Annotated in this window: 19 protein-coding genes; 1 reads left to right on the top strand and 18 read right to left on the bottom strand. The window is 41.6% G+C overall.

Features of this window, described 5'->3' with window-relative positions:
* Positions 1–228 precede the first annotated feature (228 nt).
* From SALPA_RS13345 to SALPA_RS29040, 9 genes are all read right to left on the bottom strand, one after another.
* The gene (locus SALPA_RS13345) at positions 229–741 is read right to left on the bottom strand and encodes a M23 family metallopeptidase (protein WP_145094773.1); all 513 of its coding nucleotides are present in this window, start codon (positions 739–741) and stop codon (positions 229–231) included.
* 351 nt (positions 742–1,092) lie between these two features.
* Positions 1,093–1,296 (bottom strand): hypothetical protein, encoded by a 204-nt coding sequence (locus SALPA_RS13340; protein ID WP_145094770.1) that lies wholly within the window; start codon positions 1,294–1,296, stop codon positions 1,093–1,095.
* A gap of 100 nt (positions 1,297–1,396) precedes the next feature.
* Positions 1,397–1,582, bottom strand: a complete 186-nt coding sequence (locus SALPA_RS30395; protein WP_222427983.1) for a hypothetical protein — start codon at positions 1,580–1,582, stop codon at positions 1,397–1,399.
* A gap of 312 nt (positions 1,583–1,894) precedes the next feature.
* On the bottom strand, positions 1,895–3,616 hold the full coding sequence (locus SALPA_RS13335; protein WP_145094768.1) for a uracil-xanthine permease family protein: 1,722 nt from the start codon (positions 3,614–3,616) through the stop codon (positions 1,895–1,897).
* Between the two features lie 214 nt (positions 3,617–3,830).
* The gene (locus SALPA_RS13330; protein WP_145094765.1) at positions 3,831–5,030 is read right to left on the bottom strand and encodes an MFS transporter; all 1,200 of its coding nucleotides are present in this window, start codon (positions 5,028–5,030) and stop codon (positions 3,831–3,833) included.
* Between the two features lie 59 nt (positions 5,031–5,089).
* Positions 5,090–6,121, bottom strand: coding sequence for an ROK family protein (locus SALPA_RS13325; protein ID WP_145094762.1), 1,032 nt, complete (start codon positions 6,119–6,121; stop codon positions 5,090–5,092).
* 475 nt (positions 6,122–6,596) lie between these two features.
* The gene (locus tag SALPA_RS13315; RefSeq protein ID WP_145094759.1) at positions 6,597–7,136 is read right to left on the bottom strand and encodes a methylated-DNA--[protein]-cysteine S-methyltransferase; all 540 of its coding nucleotides are present in this window, start codon (positions 7,134–7,136) and stop codon (positions 6,597–6,599) included.
* Between the two features lie 105 nt (positions 7,137–7,241).
* Positions 7,242–8,765: a DNA-3-methyladenine glycosylase 2 family protein gene (locus SALPA_RS13310; RefSeq protein WP_186451062.1), complete on the bottom strand. Its 1,524-nt coding sequence runs from the start codon at positions 8,763–8,765 to the stop codon at positions 7,242–7,244.
* Between the two features lie 66 nt (positions 8,766–8,831).
* The gene (locus tag SALPA_RS29040; RefSeq protein WP_186451061.1) at positions 8,832–9,080 is read right to left on the bottom strand and encodes a hypothetical protein; all 249 of its coding nucleotides are present in this window, start codon (positions 9,078–9,080) and stop codon (positions 8,832–8,834) included.
* A gap of 498 nt (positions 9,081–9,578) precedes the next feature.
* Here SALPA_RS29040 and SALPA_RS33245 point away from each other — a divergent pair, with 498 nt between their 5' ends.
* A complete protein-coding gene (locus tag SALPA_RS33245; RefSeq protein ID WP_145094756.1) occupies positions 9,579–9,761 on the top strand; it encodes an SEC-C metal-binding domain-containing protein in 183 nt (60 codons plus the stop codon).
* Here SALPA_RS33245 and SALPA_RS13300 read toward each other — a convergent pair.
* From SALPA_RS13300 to SALPA_RS13260, 9 genes are all read right to left on the bottom strand, one after another.
* On the bottom strand, positions 9,758–11,365 hold the full coding sequence (locus tag SALPA_RS13300; RefSeq protein ID WP_145094753.1) for a hypothetical protein: 1,608 nt from the start codon (positions 11,363–11,365) through the stop codon (positions 9,758–9,760). The two genes, SALPA_RS33245 and SALPA_RS13300, sit on opposite strands and share 4 nt — an antisense overlap.
* Positions 11,366–12,284: 919 nt before the next feature.
* A complete protein-coding gene (locus tag SALPA_RS13295) occupies positions 12,285–13,190 on the bottom strand; it encodes a hypothetical protein (RefSeq protein WP_145094749.1) in 906 nt (301 codons plus the stop codon).
* Between the two features lie 19 nt (positions 13,191–13,209).
* A complete protein-coding gene (locus SALPA_RS13290; RefSeq protein ID WP_145094747.1) occupies positions 13,210–14,262 on the bottom strand; it encodes a radical SAM/SPASM domain-containing protein in 1,053 nt (350 codons plus the stop codon).
* The gene (locus SALPA_RS13285) at positions 14,262–14,678 is read right to left on the bottom strand and encodes a hypothetical protein (RefSeq protein ID WP_145094744.1); all 417 of its coding nucleotides are present in this window, start codon (positions 14,676–14,678) and stop codon (positions 14,262–14,264) included. The genes SALPA_RS13290 and SALPA_RS13285 overlap by 1 nt, the downstream gene beginning before the upstream one ends.
* The gene (locus SALPA_RS13280) at positions 14,675–15,076 is read right to left on the bottom strand and encodes a hypothetical protein (protein WP_145094741.1); all 402 of its coding nucleotides are present in this window, start codon (positions 15,074–15,076) and stop codon (positions 14,675–14,677) included. Before SALPA_RS13280 ends, SALPA_RS13285 begins: the two co-directional genes overlap by 4 nt.
* Before the next feature lie 13 nt (positions 15,077–15,089).
* A complete protein-coding gene (locus SALPA_RS13275; protein ID WP_222427982.1) occupies positions 15,090–17,879 on the bottom strand; it encodes a serine protease in 2,790 nt (929 codons plus the stop codon).
* A 12-nt stretch (positions 17,880–17,891) separates the two neighbouring features.
* Entirely contained in the window at positions 17,892–19,073 is a 1,182-nt protein-coding gene (locus SALPA_RS13270) for a ComEC/Rec2 family competence protein (protein WP_145094735.1), read from the bottom strand.
* A 480-nt stretch (positions 19,074–19,553) separates the two neighbouring features.
* Positions 19,554–20,483 carry a hypothetical protein gene (locus SALPA_RS13265; RefSeq protein ID WP_145094732.1) on the bottom strand — a complete coding sequence of 310 codons (930 nt, stop codon included), beginning with the start codon at positions 20,481–20,483 and terminating at the stop codon, positions 19,554–19,556.
* Positions 20,484–20,854: 371 nt separating this feature from the next.
* Positions 20,855–21,841, bottom strand: coding sequence for a type II toxin-antitoxin system antitoxin SocA domain-containing protein (locus SALPA_RS13260; protein ID WP_145094729.1), 987 nt, complete (start codon positions 21,839–21,841; stop codon positions 20,855–20,857).
* Between the last annotated feature and the right edge of the window lie 28 nt (positions 21,842–21,869).

Below are 21,869 nucleotides of genomic sequence, written 5' to 3'. Positions count from 1 at the left end.
TATCTTTTGCGGCGAGTTAAGACTCCCGCCTCTGCAGGCGGCGTTTGGTCAGGTGGGGTAGACGACCTGACCCCGCCAATGTTTCAGCTATGCTGAAACAAGCTCACTGTTTTTCCACAAAATGCAGGACTCTTCTGCTATGGGCCTATTTTTATCGTACAGGGTGTAAGGTAAACCAGGACTAATAAAATAATGAAAACGTAGCTATCCCTGGATTTACGTTGTTTCTCAGTTTGAAGGAGCTACCGTTTTTTCTTTTTCGTTCTGTATATCCCAGCCAGCAGCAATCAACAGCGGCATGGGGTCAATACAACCGTTCTTATACGGATCATTGGTTTCAGAATAACCTACATGTAAGTGTGGCGTGCTTGAATTCCCTTCGTTTCCAGAAAACGCAATCGTATCTCCTTTATTAAATGCGTCGCCAATCTTGTGAAGGCTAAAGCTACTTTGCAAAATGTGACCATAGATTGTCTGTTTACCGGCGCCGTGATCTAGCACAATATAGTATCCATAACCGTCCGGATCAGTTTCCATGGCGATAACGGTTCCCGGTAGTGGTGCGGGAATCGGCGTGCCAATAGGCATAATTAAATTAATTCCGTTATTAAACCATGTATGTCCGTCAGGATCTGTATTCCAGCCAAACGGCTGGAGAACTTTCCAGCTAGTATTCGCACTACAAACTGGAATTGCTAAACAGAAAATCAGCAGTAGACAAAGAACAAATCGTTTTTTCAATTGGATTCTCTCCCTTGGTAATATATTTTTTATTAGTCCCTCTAAACTAAAGGTAAAATATAGGCATGTCCATCATACTACTCTTACGCCATTTTTTAAAGGTGAATGTAAGCGATTCCCCCCTTAGCATTGCAAAGTTAGACAAAATAAATGGCATGGGTCCTGAATTAACTGGATTAGCTATACTGAACCGGACCGTTTTCTTAAGGAGTAGTAACTAAAATGAGACAAGGAACGATGGTTATGTCAATAACTAACAATGCCACCGCCCCCTGTCTCATGTCCGGGACTTTCCCTTGTTTTCTCGATAAAGTTGTCAAAAGAGAAGTGTCCCTACTGTCCACCTATGGTTTAGGGGTTGACTTTAACTAGCGGGTCTTTGCCTCCCTGCTGCCTGAATAATATAAATTTTTCCAATACCTCCCCAATTCTCTGGACAGTGTCCGTTGTATCTTTTCCCTCTTTATCCAGCCGATCAAATTCTTCAGATAGTTGCCAAATTTCATTATATAGCGCAGTCTCTTGCTTCTTAAAATCCAGGTATCTGATATTCATAAGTCAGTTAAACCCACTCCTCCTTGTTTTATCTGGAGGCTTCTATGCCCTCCTGTAATCTCCCATGAATGGGAATTTTACAGGAGGAAATTAAAAAGGATCACATATGCAGGATTATTTCTACCCTACACATGCGATCCAAATCGATCTTTGCAACAACATCAAGATACAGGCAGCAACCTAAATAACAGAACCCGTCAGCGTGTCCTGCCAAACCTGTATCAAGATATGATACCATCGAATATTGCATGCAGTCGCACAGCCATCTGTCTTTCACGCCAATCATTACATCCCAATTGTCAAAACTTGTAATTCAGCTAGCAACCGGGTATAATAAGATTGTCGTCGTGGGCAGTTCGCTGTTACGTGTAGGTGTGTTGGCACCTGCTCGTGCCCATAGGTGCTGCAACACCTATGGGACACGGCGACTTTACTTTTTAATTTCCACCTATTACTAATAGTAGTATCTTTTTACATAAATTGCAAGTGTATGAAGGAAAAAAATTGGTTTTCTATTAAGAAACTTACACCGTCCCTTGTAAGTTAAAACTTGTTGCTCGCAACCATCGCCTTCGTGGCGCATGACAGGTTATTTGCACTAGTGATCAAAGTGGAAATGGATATGGCAAGTGCCTTTATTGATATCGGTTTTAATCCGGTCGGCATAATTACGCATCAAAAAACCGGAAAGCTTGATGAAGGCCTTTTCGTCATGCAGTAATTCTTCCTCAGTCGGGCGCGAAGCGGGAAATTCCATTAGTACTCCCTGGTAATGGATATTTACGTCCAGGTTGAATTCGTCAAAACTGACCTCCATTAGTACTTTTTCAGCAGTTAGTTCCAGCGTTACCACAGATTCCATAAATTCATTCATGGCTGAAGCCGCGCGGTAGACAACATCCCTGCGGGCACCCCATAATCCACCTTGAATCTCCATAAAATCGACTATCTTTTTATAATTATCTTCCCCTGGCAGGATTTCAATCTTTTCCTGCTTGGCTATGCCGAGGCGGAAAATCAGATTCAGGAGGAGAACGGTTACTGTTGCTAATGTTAGCGAAGAATTAACCACAGGCTGTAGGATCGGGTGAACATTGCTGTAGAATCCCGGCAGCATGTCCACGCTCATCCCGAAGATAACGGCGGAACCGATAAGAATTGTTTTTCGGGTATCGATCATACGGGATGTAAAAATCTGAATTCCTGACAACAGCATGAAGGTCACGCAAAATATCCCAGTTGCCCCCATGACAGGTTTGGGCATAATCGAAAACACTACCGACAATTGGGGAAGAAATGCCAGCAAAATGTAAATTCCGCCGGCAACATAGGCAATCACACGGCTGGTGGCCCCGGTGGCCAAAGAAAGTCCGATGTTGGACGAACAAGTAGTGTGTGCCATGCCGCCAATTAAGCCGCCGAACACTGTTTTTGTTGCTTCTGCCAGCATGCCCCCACTAATTGTATTCATATCCGGCCGCTTCCATTCGGCATCATTTATTTTCTGACAGGTGGTGATATCGCCCACGCACTTAAGCGCTGCACAGAGTCCGGCAATCAGAAACGGGACAAGTAATGCCATATCAAAAGACCAGCCAATATGTCCCATATAAGGCAACGCTATTATGGCGGCGCTGCTTAGTTGCTCAAAATCAGCAGGCGTAAACAGACCAAATATGTAGGAACAAAAATAGCCGATGATGATACCGATAAGCATACAATACTGCCGCAAGCTCCCTTTACCCCAGATGCTTGTTCCCACCATCGCCGCGAAGGTGATGACAGCGACAATGAGGCTAGAGGGATCCATGGTGGAAGACGCAGTGTCGGCACCAAAAAACAGGGTGACATCAATAGGGATAATAGCGACTCCGACCATAAATACGACAACACCGGCCACCTCTGGTGGGAACACCGTCCGTAGCCGGTGCATTATTCGTGACAACAGGGCTTCAAATAAGCCGGCGACGATGGTCATCCCGAACAGCAGGGGATAGCCTCCCGTTTTTAACGCCAATATTGCCGCAGGCAGAAATGGCTCGCTACCGCCTTCGGGAGCAAGATAACCGGATCCCACAGGGCCTTTCTTCAAAGCTTGCAGGATGGTTCCCACGCCGCCGGCGATCATTGATAAGCTTACCAGGCTCTGCATTTCCGCCTGCGAGCCGTTTGCTGCCTTTACCACCAGCACGGGAAAAATCAGTGAGGCGGACATCTGCATAATGTGTTGAAGTGCAAGTATCAGGGTGATAAGAACCGGTGGCCGATCATCGACACCGTAAACAAGATTGACAGGCTTGATTGGTGCATTGTTTGCCAAATTACTTTCTCCTTTGGTTTTTTTTACTTATTCCGCACAGGCGGTGAAATTCCTGCCAATATGTAGTTTTTTGGATAACTTATAGCCGCAAGAGATAAGCAGATACAGGACTGTTCTGCGTATCATTGATATGCCCCATTGCTCCTCCTTCATCCAGCAATTAAAAAATTCCGTTAATACTCACCATTTTCAAATTACAATACTTTACAGTCATTTATACTTCAGCTGCAACACGAGAACTGACTGCCACAACCAGCAGCATTACAGCTACAACAAAAAAGGCAAAGGAAAGACTCAGTGTATGGGCAATAAAACCGATAAGTGCAGGTCCTGCTAAAATGCCAGAATAGCCAAGCGTACTGACAGCCGATACTGCCAGATTTGTCGGCATGACTTTCTGACGCCCCAATGCGGAATACAGTACCGGCACAATATTAGAAGCACCCAACCCGACCAGCCCAAAGCCAATGAAGGATACAGCCCAGTTAGGAATGAATATGGCAATAGCAACCCCTGCCGCCGCGCAGATTCCTCCAAAAAGAACAATCTTCTTGCCGCCAAATTTAAAAACAATATGATCACCATTTAGCCTGCCCATCATCATCGCAACTGAAAATAATGAATAACCGAGTCCTGCGTAAGAAAAATCAACCCCACGCAGCGAAGTTAAAAATACGGCGCTCCAGTCCAACATGGATCCTTCTGCCAGATAGACTATGAAACATAAAAATCCGATGAAAAGGACAATTCCCTTAGGAAGAATAAACAATGATCCATGTTCTTCATCACTCCCGTAGGGCAGCAAGTATCTTCCAAAAATCAACAAAAGTCCTACAATTGTCACTATGACACATAACACTGCCACTAGTGGTGATGCGCCTGTTCCAAGAAGGCCACTCATACTGCCTGCCCCAATGAAACCGCCAAGACTCCACAGCCCATGAAATCCAGACATCATGGCTCGGCCACTAGCTTTCTCGACAATCACGGCCTGGATATTAATCACTACATCGACCATACCAACTGCGGCACCAAAAATCAGCAAGGCAATCACGGCTACGGGAAGGCTTGCTGTCGTAGCAAGAAAGGGGAAAGAAATACATATGAACAAACTGGCAAACCAAATCATCCGGCGGCATCCAAAACGCGCTGCCATCGTACCGGCAAAAGGCATGGTACTAATCGCTCCGGCCCCCAGGCACAGTAAAAGAAGACCTAAAGCAGCCTCATCGACCCCAAGGCGCTCTTTTGCGTAGGGAACCAGAGGAGCCCATGCTGAAATCGCAAATCCGCCAATAAAAAAAGCTACCCTTGTGGAAATTTGTTCCCAAAGCCCTGGTACTGGATGCTTAGATGCCGGACATTCATCTAATGGCAATTCAAATCTACTTTTGTTCTCACTCACTTTATTCATGTAAACCGCCTACCCATCATATGAATTAAAACACCTAACCCTCATTTTATTAGAATATTTTACAGCCTTTTTTCTATCAATTGAACATCACAAGCCATACTTTCTAAAGTAATCGAAATCAAGCCATTGATATAATCTTCCTGCATATTTTCTTTAATAATGATCTGTGGCATATGTTCCTGGGGTATGATTACTTCGCAGGAATTGGTAATGCCCGCCATCATATCTAACCGGATTAAGCCTCCTGTTACTACGATGATTGCCGGATTAATAACGGCGATGATAGATGCAATTGTTTTCACCATTAAGAGGAAGAAAACATCCGGATTTTTGGTTTGCTTGATTTGCTCTTCCCGTGAATAATCCAAGGGCAAATAGGACACTTCGCCCGCAAAGTTTGTATTGCCCCTGATAATACGCCCGTCGACAATGATCCCTGCACCTGAACAGTTACCCTCTGGAAACATGACAACCGCAACCGTTTTATCTTCCTCATAATGTTGTTTTTGGTAGAAACCATAGGCGGTTAAGTTCACATCATTCTCAACTGTAATGTGCAGGTTATATTTAGCTTTTAACCGGGCAGCCAATGGAATATTTACCAACTCTTCAATATCACCGGCACCAATTAGGCCTTTATGCACAATCCCTGGTATACCAATGCCAACAGCCTTGATATTTTCGTATTTGCCAGTCAGATCCTCAAGTAGGTTATCTATAGCTTCATAGTTAATGAGTTCTACTTCCGACGAATTTTTCGCAATAATCTCACCGGTTAAATTGGCAACAGCATAAACTGTTCTATAGATTCCTCCTTCATTACTCACATAGATACAAGCAATGTAAGAATAATTTGCGTTATACATAAAACGTCGTGCCGGACGACCGCCGCTAGACTGCTCTAAATCAGTTTCTATAACCTCGCCGCGTTCTAATAACTCATTTAGAATGTTGCCGCAGGTTGCTACACTTAACCCTGTGGCATTGGCTATCGTTGATTTAGTCCCAAATTTCAAAGCCTTCAAAGCAGTTTTAACAAGTTCAACATTGACCTGCTTTACTCTCATTGTGTTATTTACTATGGGAAGCATGTCGTACCCCTCCACATTTTATATAGTATATTAACAATACTTATTAAAAGTATTGTTAATATACTATATCATCCAATTTTAATTTTTGTCAACAGCACTATTACCAATATCCATCAATGAATAAAAAGTCCGAAGCCTCATCAACCGGCTTCGGACTTTTTATTATTATTTAGTGCTTTTTTACATCATGACTTAGATAGTATAGCAATTTTGTCGTCTCTCAGAAGTATAATTTTGTCGATATTACAGGCTGCAAAACCATTTTCCATCACAAGTCATTCAATAAAACCTTTTTCACGCATTATGCCTTCGTTATTAAACCTCGCCATTCCTGTAAGCATTTTACAGTACCCGATTTTACTATAAAAGGCTTCTTTTCCTGGCCTTGCATACAAGATAATATTAATTCTCTCGACCTACTCCAATAACACACCTTAGTTTTTCGCATCAATAGAACCGTCCCTTTGATTCTTTCTTAAAGTGCTGTTCCCTTGGTAGGTACAAATAACCGAGACATATCTACACCTTCGTGTTCAAGTAACTTGATTTTTGTACTGATGCCTCCAGCATAACCTGTCAAACTTCCATTTGCTCCTACAACCCGATGGCAAGGAATAATAATAGAGATGGGATTATGGCCTACTGCTCCGCCGACTGCTTGGCTGGACATGCTTACTTTTCCCATTTGCACAGCCACAGCCTTTGCAATGTCGCCATATGTGATATATTCACCATATGGAATTTCACATAAGATGTCCCATACCACCTTGCGAAATGCTCCACCAATAGGGGCTAAAGGCAAATCAGAAATGGCGGGTTTTTGACCAGCAAAATACTTGTCCAACCATTTTTTCGTAGCAGCGAATACTGGCAAATCATCTTTTTCAGCCATATCTTCATCCACTGTAGCGCCGAAGTATTTTTGCCCTTCGAGCCACACACCGATAAGGTTATCACCATCGCTGCCTAACATAAGCAAACCAAAGGGCGAAGTATAATATGTTGAATAAAACATAATTTCCTCCTTATACTGTTCCATAAATTGAATGTTGCGTAACTATGCCAAGGGCGCTGCACTTCCGCCAAGTGCCCAACGTTGTATTGATTGTGCATGTATAATTCAGTCAGCACAACAACGCTCTTTCTGTTCATTAAGCATGCGAGGAAGAAAATTCCATAACAAGATGGTGGCATACGAACGCCACGGGCTCCAGGCCTGCGACAGCGTCAGTATATCCTGCGGGGGCCGATCCAAGAGCGCTTTTTTGACCCCGTAGTCAGTATGGGGAAAAGCGTCAGGCCAGCCAAGCGCCCGCATAGCGATATATTGAACCGTCCAGGGTCCAAATCCCGGGAGTTTTAGAAGCTTTTCCATTTCCAAACTTGGGTCCGCGCTATAAGAAAGAGTGATAGAACCGGTCATTAAGGCTGTTGCCAAAGCCAAAATGGATCGAGCTCTGGCTCCAGTTATACCAAGTGGTCCCAGTTGATTTTCGATAGGGCCTTCAAGTGCACAGATTTCGTTAGGTTGGGGAAAAGAACGGGTCAGTTCTTGGTATGGAGTACTTATTTTCCTTCCAACAGCGTTGACCAGCCGCGCGGTCAAGGTACTCGCTGCTTTAACGGTCACTTGTTGCCCTAAAACAGCCCGCACTGCCATTTCAAAAGGATCAAAGCAACCTGGCACTCTTATTCCCGGTATGCAGATATCAGACGCCAACTCGTTCATCGTCACAAGTTTTTCGTATACTTTGTCAGGACAGCAGTTAACGTCAAATAAATATTTGATTCGTGCCAACACTTGGGACAAGACCGGCAACAATGTCACTGACAGTGTCAGTGACAAGGCATTTTTCTTGGGCTGATTTGCTACTGATATCCAGCCGTAATAATTCGTTTCCCCTTTTTTTATAACTACCGTGCGACGATAAGTATCACCAATTACGCTTTCAACTCCAGAAATAGCACGACTAGCGAGAAAGGAAATTATATTATTCCAAGCGTACGGCGGACGATAACCAATTGATAGGGTAATTTCGTCGTCACTTTCCATCCTGTTTCGACTTTTGTTTCGAAGTTTATTCGGGGTGAGATGATAGTGTTTTTTGAAAAGGTCGTTAAAACGGCGGATACTACCGAAGCCAGCAGTCATCGCTACGTCAGTCACTGTGATTTGTGTATCGGTAAGCAGGCTCTTTGCCAGTAATAGTCTATGAGTTTGGAGATATTGAGTTGGGGTAACGCCATATTCGGCGAAAAACACACGACGAAGGTGTCTATCCGTGATCCCCAGTATAATTGCCAACTCGGCAACCTTTCGGGTTGTCATGCAATCTTCCATGATGATCATGGCAGCGCTGCGCGCCAGCCTAGTCACCGAATCCACAGGAGCCAGACCAGGAGCTAGCTCAGGTCGGCATCTCAGGCATGGGCGATACCCAGCTGCCTCAGCCGCCGCTGCGCTGGTGAAAAAAGTACAGTTTTCTTCTTTGGGTACTTTAACCCGGCAGACAGGGCGGCAATAAATACCCGTTGAAGAAACCCCGCAAAAAAAGCGACCGTCAAAGCGAACATCATGAGCCTGCATCGCAGCATAACAGGCTTTGTTATCCAAAAGCAAGTCCAAGGTCTTCGATTGTGTCATTTCTCACTCTCCTTTGACTTTATTATAGCAAGGGACAATATAAATACTAGCCATTTTCGGACATGATCAGAAAAATGGAATTTTTAAAAAAGTAGCGCCTCGACCGTTTGATATTGCTATAACTACGAAGTTGAGACGCAATCGTAATGGTGTAGCTTTCAAACATTGAATCGTGTCCTTGCCACTGACGCAAGCAGGCCGCAGATAGAAGTTAGGGTCCGGCTTGATCCGTACAGCCCGGCCATTGCGAACATGTTGCACCATCTGTTGCTTAAATTGGTCGGTAAATTTTCTTTTAGGCCGTTTTTCTGTCATGTAAATCTTCCTTTCTGTATTACTATTATCTTTTACATGACCTTATAAAATCTGTCTAGTTAATTGTAGCCGATCCATCCTTAACCTACAGATTAGCAAGAATGCAATTCCAATCCTTTGAGGACAATGAGGGCAGTATCTTTGCAGGTAAAGTAAGTGCAAACGCAGTTTCCCTCTCATATCGCAGGGCAATGAGGGCACTTTTCTTCTTCACTCTTAAAACGCACAAAAAAAGAAGCCCTCAAGCCCTGAAAATTCAATACTTGAGGACATTCTGCACCATTACCAATGATACGGTTCTCCGTATCATTGGTAATGGTGCAGGAAAGGGCAATGAGGTCTGCCCTCATTGCCCTGCAAAAAACACACCATCCCCTCACTACTTCAGAAAATCAGTCTGTCTACTACTATTTACGCAACATGCACTAGACAGGACAGGAGGGATCCTTTCTAAATGATTGAAGATAGCAATAAAATACGCACTCTAGACGTGATGCAATGAGCAAACCGCTAAGAGATAAAGCACCCTGTCCCTGCGGTAGTGGTAATAAATACGAAAAGTGTTGTAAAGATAGAAAACCAAGGTATCCCCTCGTTGCGGCAGGAGTACACTACACCGACGGGAATCGGTTCAACCCTGAATTGAGCTATTGCTCTTTAAACCCAAATGTTCTTATTTAGATTCCAAAGCGATTAAAATCTGAAACAGGAATAATTCGTATGCTACCATAACAGTTAACTAGCATATGAACACTTCTTAGGTCGATCTCTTCTAAATCTGGCTCCCTACCATCAACTCTAGCCAACACATGTTCCACGAAAAATCTCGCATTATGGGTTCCATTCTTGCGCAATAAATATAGATTCTTTATTGCGTCAACATATGTTTTCAGTAGTTCCCTAGAACTCATAAGGACACGGAAAGCACCGTTAGCAATATATACGTTTTCCGAATTGACTAGCGGGATAACTTTTTCTATCCACCTCGGATGAGAACTAAGCGTGCGGCAAACCTCTTCTTTTACAATAGGTTGTACAATTGATTCTTGTTTAGCTGAATATCCTTCGAATTTAAAGCAGTTGAATAGAATAGTAAAGTCGTTAAAATCTTTACTCTGTATTGTTTTATCGGCAATATACTTTATATAGTCATCTCGGATTCGGAGCAAGAAGCGAAATACTTCAAGTGGGTGTACTTCTAATCCCCCACCCCCGCCACTATTTGTTTGATAAAAAGCCGTGGCTATTTCCGAGAGTTGAAATAAGTATTCACAGGTATATTCTGCTATACGTTTACTTATATTAGTCTCTACGAGTATCTTCGAAACGATCATATAATCTTCCGCGAATAATTGACTGCTTTTCCATTTTTGTAGTAATACCGACAACAATTCTAACTTTATTTTTTTCCCCGTAGTAATGGCACGATTGAAAAGTGGAATCCAATCCTTACCTGAAGTTGCTGATTTCCCCGTTGACCATATAATCGGAACTGTATTATTCGGTACATTATAGAAAAAAACGACCGTCTCACATGAGTTTTCCCAACCTAGATAGCAATCTTTGGACTTAGGTGTATATAGACCAGATCCATATTTTTGAAAAAAAAGTACCATCGGCTTATCATTGTCATCTTCATCAAACCAAAAAGTACTTTTACGTTTTTCAACAACAATTGGAATGATGCCTGTCGTTTGTTCAATAGTTCGTACACCTTTAAAAGACCCTGCTATAGCAATTAAGAAAAACTTACCTTTTAATTGGTCCGCGGGAACCCGATTTATAAGTTCTAACCAAGCCGTTGAAACTTGGGAGCCACTGCCAATAAAATCATCTAGAAGAACAATATACTTTTTTTTGCGAATAACTTTCTCCGTAAGATTCTCGAAACTTAAAAAATGCATTGGCGGTATATCATTTGCAGTTCTAAATAAATATGAAATAAGTTGTCCGCTCTTTCCCGGCCCCCCCAGGCCAACAAACACAATATCCTGCCCATCATACTTAACTCTAGTTTTCCAATCATAGTAAGCAAGACGTAAATTGTTCATGACAGTAGTACTATCATAATACTTTATATTTGTAAAAAGTTCGACCGCATACTTTTTATCCGCTTCCTCAAACTGTTCTAGCCATTGTTCTATTTTCTGTTTACCAAGAATCGACATTAACTTTTTTACATCTGTATATGGCATAATTGCGTTACCGTAGCCAAGCTTACTATCGAGATATCCTGTATCGTTAAGAGCATTCTGAAACCAAGTTATATCTTCTTCTATAATCATTTTCTTCACTCCTCATACCTGTGCCGCAATTCGCTGTAAAATTCAGCGAGGGATGATTCTGCTCTTTTCTGATCAACCTGTTTCTTTCATGAAACATCGGTGATTGTTATGGAAAATATTTCAAGAAACATATCAAGCTGTTCCCTGTGAAATGATTCCAAATGAAACATTACCATTTTCCTGACTTTATATCTTTGGTTTTAGTAATGACCCCTTTGAGAGCGCCAGGTCGGCCGGAGGAATTTCACCACCAGCCGCCTACAGAACCGTGCATAAACCTCTCGATTTACACGGCTCGTACCAGTCATTCGCTACGTCCTTACGGCCGCAAGCCGACGCAGAAAGTCGAATGTTCCTCCCGGTTTGACGGTTGACGATGACTTTCTTTGAACTGATTCATCCTCTTCGCTCCCCTCTCATTACAAGAGCTTCAACGCTACTACCGGATGATCCGCCCCCTTCATGTGCCTTGGTACTTTCCCCCTTCGTGGATCACACTTATAGGGTTTTCCCTTATCATCACATGGAGAGTTCCCAAGTTCCGTAATTTGGCCTAGCTTAGAGTCACGCCACCTGTACACCGGGCACCGCATGGCCAGTAAGTAGGTTTCCGCCATACTCATCCTGAAGTAGGGACGCCCTTCAGTTTTGATGCCATTTAATACTTTCGACGCGTCTTCGGTGGTTTACTCTCGTTCGTCTCTCTAAGCCATACATGCCGAGGTACACCTCGGCTTTTACCATAACGTTCACCACCGCGACCTTTCGGACCGAAGCAGCTTATGGCTGTTTGAAGCCTGCTCCTACAAACCGGCTTCGAAGGGCCTTCCTTCATCCAAAATACAGCATAGTACTTAATTAGCACTTTCTTGGCACAACGTCCCCTTGTATATTCTCAATCCGAATAGAATTTCCACACTCAGTAGTAATTAACCCAATCCGGCTGATTTTCTCCAACCGCCTTTTCAACACTACTGATCCAGTCCGCGATCTGTTGGAGTTTTTTCTGCAATTCCTCTGTCGTAACGTTCCCTGCTTCTGCATCGTCCCATAAGTTGCTGAGTGCGTATTTTACGCCATCTTCCGGGAAAAATATGCCATCATGATGTAGATTATTCATAAGAGCGCCTTCGCCATCCTTAGCGCACTTACCATTGATCGCTATATGGTGAACCTCCCATCCGTCGATCGTCCGCTCAATTCGATAAACGTCCGCATGCCCCCACCTTCTCGTATATACAGAGAAAGTCATTTCTTTGTTTAGCGTATTGTCTCCCTTGGTTTCCATCGTTTCTCCCCGTCCTCTTATTTCATTCAACAATGCAGTAAGCATATCATAATGATCGTAGAAATCGATTATGTCATTCTCTGGGAGCCTTCCGCTATTAATCATTAGCCATTTTGATAGAATTGGAAGCATCCCCCAATGAAGGATCGGGATCACCGGCTGCAGGTCAGAATAAATCTTCCGCAACCTTTCATGGTTAAACGAAAAGCTTGCGCTATTTTTACGGTCGTCATAAAATCTTCCGAAGGATTTTATAAATAATACTTTGGCGGTTTCCAACTGTCCGAAGACCTGGTGATGATTCCGAATTATTTTTTGGACTTCCTTCAGCTTTTTTGTTTTTAGGATGTATTTCTCATCCCTTTGATCAAATAAATAGTCTAAATTATATGCGATATCCCTTTTCCGAAAATGAAAGATTGTCTCAATCTCCGACACCGTATACTCGCGCGTCACTTCATAGTTCTCTTTGAGAATTCCGCGTATGATGGAAATTAGTAAATTCCTTCGCCTTGCAGCCGTTTCTGAAATCATCATTAGTTTTTCCTCCGCAGATTTACTTCTCCCTGCATCTGTTGATATTAAAAATTGGACAGCCACCGTGGCACATCACATAATTTTCACAGGTTCGGCACGCCAAAATGGAATGCCGCTGTGCTCCGGGCCTGCTTAATCTCTCGCGCATTTTGACAAATTCTTCGCCAAATTCCCATCCATCCCGCAGTGAATGCTCCCTTAAATCAATTCCATTCCCGGAGATATCATTCATGAATGAGCATGGGTACAGGAGTAGATTTTCTGAAATATAAGCTGAAAATCTTGCCGCTTCGCAAAAATCCACGGTCTCCTTCAGCAGGCCATCTCCTATTAGCGGCAAAAATGAAATCATACAGCTGTCAAAGCCGATTTTGCAATTTTTGATTTTCTTCACGAATTCGAAGAAATCTTTTATTTCGTCTCCATCCGTCAGGCACAAGGCATCGGAGGAATGCACCGGCTTATAATTCAGAAAAACGATCGCATTGACGCTTTCCAGTAAATCGGTGTGTTTCTCCAGCAATTCCATCGCCTGCGGGAGACTGAGTTTGTTTAGCATAAAATGGACGTTGACCTTGATTTCGAATGCGCTAGCCCGTTTGATTACTTCCTGCGCATATGCATAGGGTTCATACCAGCTGACGGCCATTGCGCCGCAGAATTGTTTCGTTGCCGCATAGATCTCGTTCGTCATGCCCTGTCCATTTGTTGTATAGGAGGGAACAATATTATGGTCGCGGGTTTTCTGCAATATCTGCACGAACTGAGGATGTTGGTTTGGGTTTCCGCCGCCTAAGGCCACCTGTAAAACCCCTGCCTTTTCCGCCTGCTCCATAATGAGCTCGTAATCTCCTATACACATGAAACTACCCTGCCTGTTTGAAGCGCGATAGCAAAAATCGCATTCCCGTTCGCAGTAATTTGTGATTGCGATATCCAGCAACTCAGGCCCTGTCGCGTTATAGAATGGCTCGCTGCCGTTTTTGCCATATCGGATAAACGTGCCCTCATCTCGATCAAAGCCCAGGATATACCCGCTTTCTCTACAATTTCGAATCAAACAACTTCCCATTACCAGCCACCGATCTTACCGTTAAAATACAAGTTATCTTCACAAATCAGAAAGCTTTCCGAACAAAAATAGACTTCCGCTGCCGAATATCCATCGGAGCGAAGGTTTCCGTAATATACCTTTCTGTTTTCGGCCAGCAGCTTTTCTATAGTTTTGACTGTCTCTTCATCATAGTGTTCTGTTTGCAAAAATTCCGCTACGCTGCGATATGATGTTCGGGACTCCTTCATATATTCTATAATGTCCTGTTTGTTCTGCTCTACTGCTTCATAAAGTTCTTCAAAAAGCCGACTTACCGGAGATGGTCCTTCGATTCCGATATCTTTTAAAAAGCGCTCTTTATTTAAGTCATCCTTCATTGAAATAATGAAAGAGGTAGAGGAACTGTTCGTTACAAAGTCCTGCCTGATCTTCATAGTCCAATCTCCTCCAAAGCCTGATTCAGAATATCTATACCTTTATCTTCATATTCGATCAAAGAGTCGGCATTATAGCTGGATAAATTTATGTTCAGCTTAAACAAGGTTTGCCGTTCGCTCAGATCCAAAATCTTGATATGCTCCAACTCCATTAACTCTTTTTTATACAAGTAATCGGCAAAGCTATCATATTCCTGTCCATAGTACGTCAGATATTCCTTTTTTAAATCTCTGGCATATTGAAAAAAAGCCTGAAAGATCCTCTTTGTGTAGAACTCCGCAAAGGAATCCTTTCGCAGATGTAATGTATCGGATATTCTTTTTTCAAGCTCTTCATAAATAAAATTATCATCTGCTTTGCAGTAATATCCATCCGATAATTTAAGTATCATCATGTTATCCTCCGCCTTACTCAAGAAGCAACTTAGAAAATAGCTCCATGTTAATAGGTATATCCCTGCAGAAGGTGTTCTCCTGAACCAGCCGTTCAAGTATCTGATCGTATGCATCACCGTTCCTACCCTTTGTGAGATGATGCAAAATCTCCTTCACATTGCATAAAATCAAGCAGCTTTTATGGCGGTTCATTTCTTCCAGAATGCGAACTGCTACCTCCGGTGACACCCCATAGAGCTTGCACCATAAATCTAACGCGCCCCTGTTCTCCAATTCAAGCAAATAGATGATCAGTCGATACCACTCGGAATGGTACACATTCCAAGAATTATCATTTACATATTCCGCAATGTCCCGGATCATCATGTTAAACGGCCACACAGACTCTGGCCCGGGATCGGTATAAGTGCCTTTCTTCTGATGGTAAACACCAAACATCCTTTTAGTAAAAACATCATACAAGTCTATTTTTTCGGCGAGCGCATCCAGCGCTTCGAACAGCAAACAGATATTGATATTAGAAAAAAATTCACAATCATATTTGCCGATCAGATCATGAATAATTTTTTTCGCGTGAGGCCCATTCGCAATAAGCTGCTTCCTCCAGGCTTCCGCATCCCTGGCGGTGAAATGACGATCCTCCAAACCCCATATATAGCGCCAGTAGAGATTTTCGTATTCGGGAAGATCCTCGAGGATTGGCAGCAGATCCTCCTGTGACTCGGTTCGCGCTAAGTAAAAAATGTATTTTCGAACGCCTTCTCGTATCGTCAGATTCTCTTTATTCATTTGACCCCAAAACGTCAGAAAGGCGTGCTGCTCCGCAAGATGGGTTAAAACATAGTTCGTTATGCAGAAATCCCGGAATTCATCAAAAGTAAAGCTGATCACAACGGTATTTCTCATTAACATGCCAGTTTTCATTATCTGCTCGTCCTTGAATATCACCTCGTTATCCAGCATTTGATAGAGCAGCTTTTGCTCAGATTCGTTAAAAATACTGGATGGGACATTAAAGAATGTTTTTTTACGGATCATATACACCGAAACTTTATCAAGCAGGGCATACAAAGAATCTTGATGATTTAAGACCTGCTGATCCTTTTGATATTCCAGTGATTTTCGATTTAAATACTGCCGGAATACATCATATTTGTAAACATCATATACGTAGATTTGCTTCTTGTTTTCGTTTACTTCGCAAAAAAATCGTAACAGCAGTATATCATTGGTTAATGCATCATAGGATTTATTCGTTAATGTATTCTTTCTGACCGTAATCTCGAAAAAGCGCAAGTAACCCCAAAAGATCCGCTCCTTGAAGTCATTGTCTCTTTGCCACATATCGATATGCTTATATACGCTCAAATACGTTCCTTCGTCGATCTCCGCAAACCTCTCCTGTAAGAACTCGTTACGGGTGGTCATAATCACCTTGATATATGGGTAGGCTTGACATTCCTCCAGAAAATCCCGAATGCACTGGCCAAAGTCCTTCACCAGCGTGTTCTCGTTTAATCCATCTATGATAATGACGATCGGCCTTTTGGAGCGATTCCACTCCCAGAGGAGAATTTTATTTGCATAAGGGAGTGAATGCGTCCCATCAAGCGACAGTTTTTGCTTTACGAGGGCCATGGGATTTTCTCTAAAATCATAGGCATTAAAATATAGCGCGCAATAGCCCTTTCTCATCAGGAAATTCAATGCAAAGTCGCATACGAAATTCGTTTTTCCCTGGCCAGCGTCTTTGGTTAGCAGAATATACTTCTTGGCTATAAAATCGATATTGTCTTTTATGCCAGATAAGTAGTATTTAACAGAATTATTGAGACTGTTCTGTCTGATATCATAGCGCTCCTCCAAACTGGAAATATCAGAGTAAAAAACTTTTTCTAATTCCTCCAACCTGGAAATCGCATCCGAAATCCTGTCCCGCAGACAAACGTATACCGGTTCCAGTTCCGTCGCCGCAAAATTCTCAGTCAGATCGGAAAAATCAATTTTCTGTTTGCCATGCTTTTTCAGGTGAAAATTGACATTTTTAAAATCGAGAATTTTCGCATCACTAATCGCCTTCTGCAAAAACAACATAGGGTCTGCAAAATATCGGAGATTTTCTTTATAGCTGCCTTCTTCCACGAATATGTCTGCAATGTACTTTTTACTTTTCACATTTTTATCGATCTGGCTTTTCGTATATTGGGTAAAGGCCTCCTTCAGTAGCATTTGATATGCATTAGGCTTCAGATTTTCCTTCGCCAGCAAATCCTGAAACATCTTCACGGATGACATGCGTACGCCTAATGCGCCGCTGCTATTATAAGCCTGCATTTGAAGGATGCCGACGATTCTGTGATCACAGAATACCGGAGAGCCGGATAACCCCTGATAATTATCCGCCATTCCAGTCGTAATTGCTGCCAGATGATAATCCCATTCTGCATCCCTTACCGGTGAAACGATGATCCCGGTTCCCCTCACATGATGCTCGTGTTGCCGGGATGTAATAAATCCGCTGACCGCCCATATCGATTCTTCATCTAAGCTCTCATCATCGGAAAAAATATCTGCCATACTGCAAGCGTCATCAGAGTGGTCGATCTCCAGCACTACTGCAACATCATTCTCCTTTACGATGCGAGCTTGGTCTTCTTTGTCACTGATCCACACCGTATGACGGTCTCCACAGACCACATGCCTGGGAGTCAGCACGAGATTTCTCGCGATCATGATCCCAGTTCCGTATTCAATGCACTCATCTTTTAGATATGACCGCACCTTGACTATATATTTCTCCATACCCATTTCCCTTTACAATCCGATTTCTCGATGTCCAAACATAGCGGAATATCCGTATCCTCCCTGCATATCCAGCAGTTCCTGTTTTTGTTTGATGTCATAGTTAAAATATATGGTTTTATTCCCGGTTAGAATGGCTCTTGCCAACAAATCATTCTCCGGATGCCGGTTTTGCTTTCCGCCGTCCGTCGATATGAGAAGTGTTCTACCCTTTGCTTTCTCCAGCAACTTTATATTCGGTTTTGTAGTGCCATGGTGGGATATCTTGATCAGATCATACTCATCCATCAAAAACTCCGCCCAACTGTCGCTGTCCGAGTCTCCGGTAAACAACAATTTCGTGCCCTTATATTCAATTTCGATTACAATGGATGCATTGTTTACCTCGTTCATCTGCGCCAGTGTGGAAGTGCCGATCCAACGTTCAAGCCACGGCTCTGAGGCCGAAATATATTCCTCAGAACCGCCCGGTTCTATTTGCAACTCCATTAATCGTTCAAACAATGCCGCAAATTCCACATGATCCGAAAGCTCATAGTGGACGCCAAAGTTCCGGATCATCTCAATATTCAATTTGTGCGCCAGTCTATTCAGCGAAACTTCGCTTGGGGACAACACAATCAGTCTGCATTCTCCAATTTGAATGAAATGATCGACCAAATGATTTCTGCTGTCAGCACTTCTTTTAACAACCCGGTCAACAAACTGTGCGTTTAACCGATATCCGTTGTGAGCACATAGCTCCTCGAAGCTTCTGCTATGCGCTGCCGATATCGGTCCGGCATTGCCATCGATCTGCATGGACAACTGACCCAATACCATATTCATCCGTTTCTTTTGCAGTGCTCCAATTGCCGCCCGTTTTCTCTCCTGAAATTCATCTCTCATGAACAGCGTGTTGAAAAATCCGTTGAACCAAATATTTTCCACCTCGATAATATGAGGTGCGTTTGCGGGACCGTTCTCGCGTAAAAATGCGATCGCTCCTTCTATATGATCCTGATCTATGTGCGTAATCAGCATTAATATTACGCGGCAGCCCTTATGCTTTAATTGGGTTAACAAGGGCTTCAGCTCGGTTTCGTATGTAGACTTGTAACCACAGTCAATAAGGATACATTCCCCGTTGTCGAATTCCACAACAAAACAGTCTCCGGCTTTGGCAGGAAGAAAATGTACGACGCAATTGCCCACAGTAGATCCTTCTTTCTATCAACTGATCGGTATTAGGCCTGCTGGGTTCATTATAATTCATGAGAAAGTTATCTATTATATATCGGGATTGTCCTTCATAAACTTTTTTAAATTACACAGCGGCTTACTTTGCTGTACTTTTTGGACCATCATCTTTTGCTTTTCTCTATTGACTTTTGCTAGCAGGTCAAATTTATATATATATTACATTTCAATATCAAAGGAGGTACCTTTTTGACTACTTCTTTGATAAACCAGCGATCAATGTTTGTCAGAAAGTAGTGAATGCACTGCACTCACTACTACTAATAATTTACGGTTTAGTGAACATGCCTATATAGAACCAATTTGCCTTTTCAGTGCTTGCTTATATAATACTCAACCACAGTTAAAAGTTGTATCAATACAAAATGAAGAAGCATCAAGAATACCGACAATTTTTTAAGCTACTATACTCGTGCTATATTAATCTAAAATAAATTACACTCCAAACGTGAATGCTATATGGTCAAGATTGTCTATTGTAACACCAAGAACTTTAAATTTCTCTTTATTTTTCTCAACTTCAATAAATTGCGGATAGGTTCCCACGAAAAAGCATAACACTTCCTCTTGAGTATCTATTATGCTATCTATTTGACTTCTAAACAGCTTTCTCTTTCTATATTTCTCTATCAGCTCATTTTCAATATAAATAGAGACTGAGTAACTTATATTATCCACTGTAGGCCTATCTTTAAAAACGATTCGATAATTTTTACCATATTTTTTTATTTCTTTAACGTTTCCCCAGTAAATTAATCCTATTTCGTCTTGATAATATTTTATCTTCTTAAAAAAATGCATAAACTTTTTTGTTTTATTTCCTATGGTTAAGTTTTGATTATTTAAAATGTCAAAATCACCATGTAAGTAACAATCAACCATATTTTCTAAAGAACTTGTTTTTAAAACTGATTCTTTACTAGAAGAACCACTGCTACCTGCAATATTCCTTACAAAGGGTTCTATTTCTTCTTCATATTCCTCTATCTTTACATTTCCAGAACTGCGATTGGATGTCTTTGGACGATTGAGCAAAAATTCGGATGGATATCTTGTGATTTTAAATCCTTCTTCCTTACGCTTTTTATTAACCTCCGTCTGGCTGGCCCCACTATTTTTCAAAAAATAATCACATTCGCTGCTATGTTTCAAATTTTTCTTTGTTCTATAGTGGAGAGCTTTCTTAGGCTTTTTTTCATTGTATATATTAACCCCCACCAACTCGACACTGCACTCATTACTATCACAGGAAAAATTTAACTTTTGACCATAATATTCACTTTCTTCATCAAAATACAACTCCCTAGCCAAATAAGGTGTAATTGATTCTTTTAGTTCATTACAGTAAGCCTTGTCAATTTTCATCTCCATTCCCCCTGCTTCAATTACATTCTAAATATACAATCTTCTCTAACTTCTTCTGCTCTTGATCCTAGATTTAACAGTGCAGAATGATGATTTCTTAATATGCTAAATAATCGTATGATACTTACATCGTTTGGTAATTCTAAATCAACGCTAACACAAATTTCTCTAAAATAACCATGTAAAATAGTATGCACACGATCTACTGCGTTAACTGGACCAGAAGTAACAAGAAGATTTTCTACATCTCGTAAAGCAAAAAAGAGATACGCAAAATCCTATTTTCAGAATCATCACTATTCAATCGAATGACACAATGTAAAGAATATTTATTTTGGGCAAACTCCAAGTTACATAGTAGTCCTGATTCATTATAAATTAGCTATATAATTTTTTAAGTCATTTTTATTTTGAATATTAAAGGTGTCTTTAATTTCTTTAAAATAGCTTTTTATAGACTCCTTTTCGATAATACGGTTGCATATCTCGTCCGCTTTGCATTCTCCGCGCGCTTCTCTCCATGGATTTTCTCTATGTGTTAATTCCTCTAGATATTTTGCATCATATCGGACATATGCAAATTTAACCATTTCTAAAACATCTAATTGATCTTCATCAAAGATACTATCATCAAAGTTCTCAACTTTTGGTATAGAGCTATAACCATGTTTTTTATATTGATAATATAGATTGGGAATAACCGGACCATGTACCCATGCTTGAAAATCTTCTTGAAAGAATGTTCTATCCTTTAGAGCCAAAAGCCAGGCTTGAGAATAATAGATAATTTTTTGAAGTTTAAGTTGGGTAATAACCTCTTCAGCTTCAGTATCTATCTTGGATAGAAAATATTTGGCAACACGGACTACGCCATGATCTTCAACTTCTCTAAAATCATCTATTAGTTGACTAATCCGATTAAATAATTTTCTTTGAGCAACTTCAGAAAGACTACTTTTATTTCTTTCAAATAACTCTAACATCTTATTCGGATCTTTAAGTTCCTTTAGTTGATCGCTATAAATCTTACGGGGAGTAAAGCCATCTAGATATCTTATAATGGTCGCTTCCCCCCACCCCAGCAAAGAAGCTAGCGGTTTTTTACCTATCTCATAGGTTTCCAGTAATTCTTCAATTTCAGCGACTTTAATTAGCCCCGCTAACTCACGGTATTGATCATTAGCTAATTTTAAGTTTTGGTCACTAATTTCAGCAATATAGACTTCATTACCGCATGACTTGCAATAAGGTATTTTTGCAAGATATTTGAAGGTTAAATTATCAATTGTAGATTCTACTTTTCTTTCCAGAAGTTCTACTTCTCTATCATTGTCGCATTCAGGGCAGTACGTTTTCATTTTGCATCCCTCCTGGTTACATCAAGAT

It is taken from the genome of Sporomusa sp. KB1 (assembly GCF_007830295.1).
GTDB lineage: Bacteria > Bacillota > Negativicutes > Sporomusales > Sporomusaceae > Sporomusa.
This window is presented reverse-complemented; position numbering and strand designations above follow the sequence as displayed.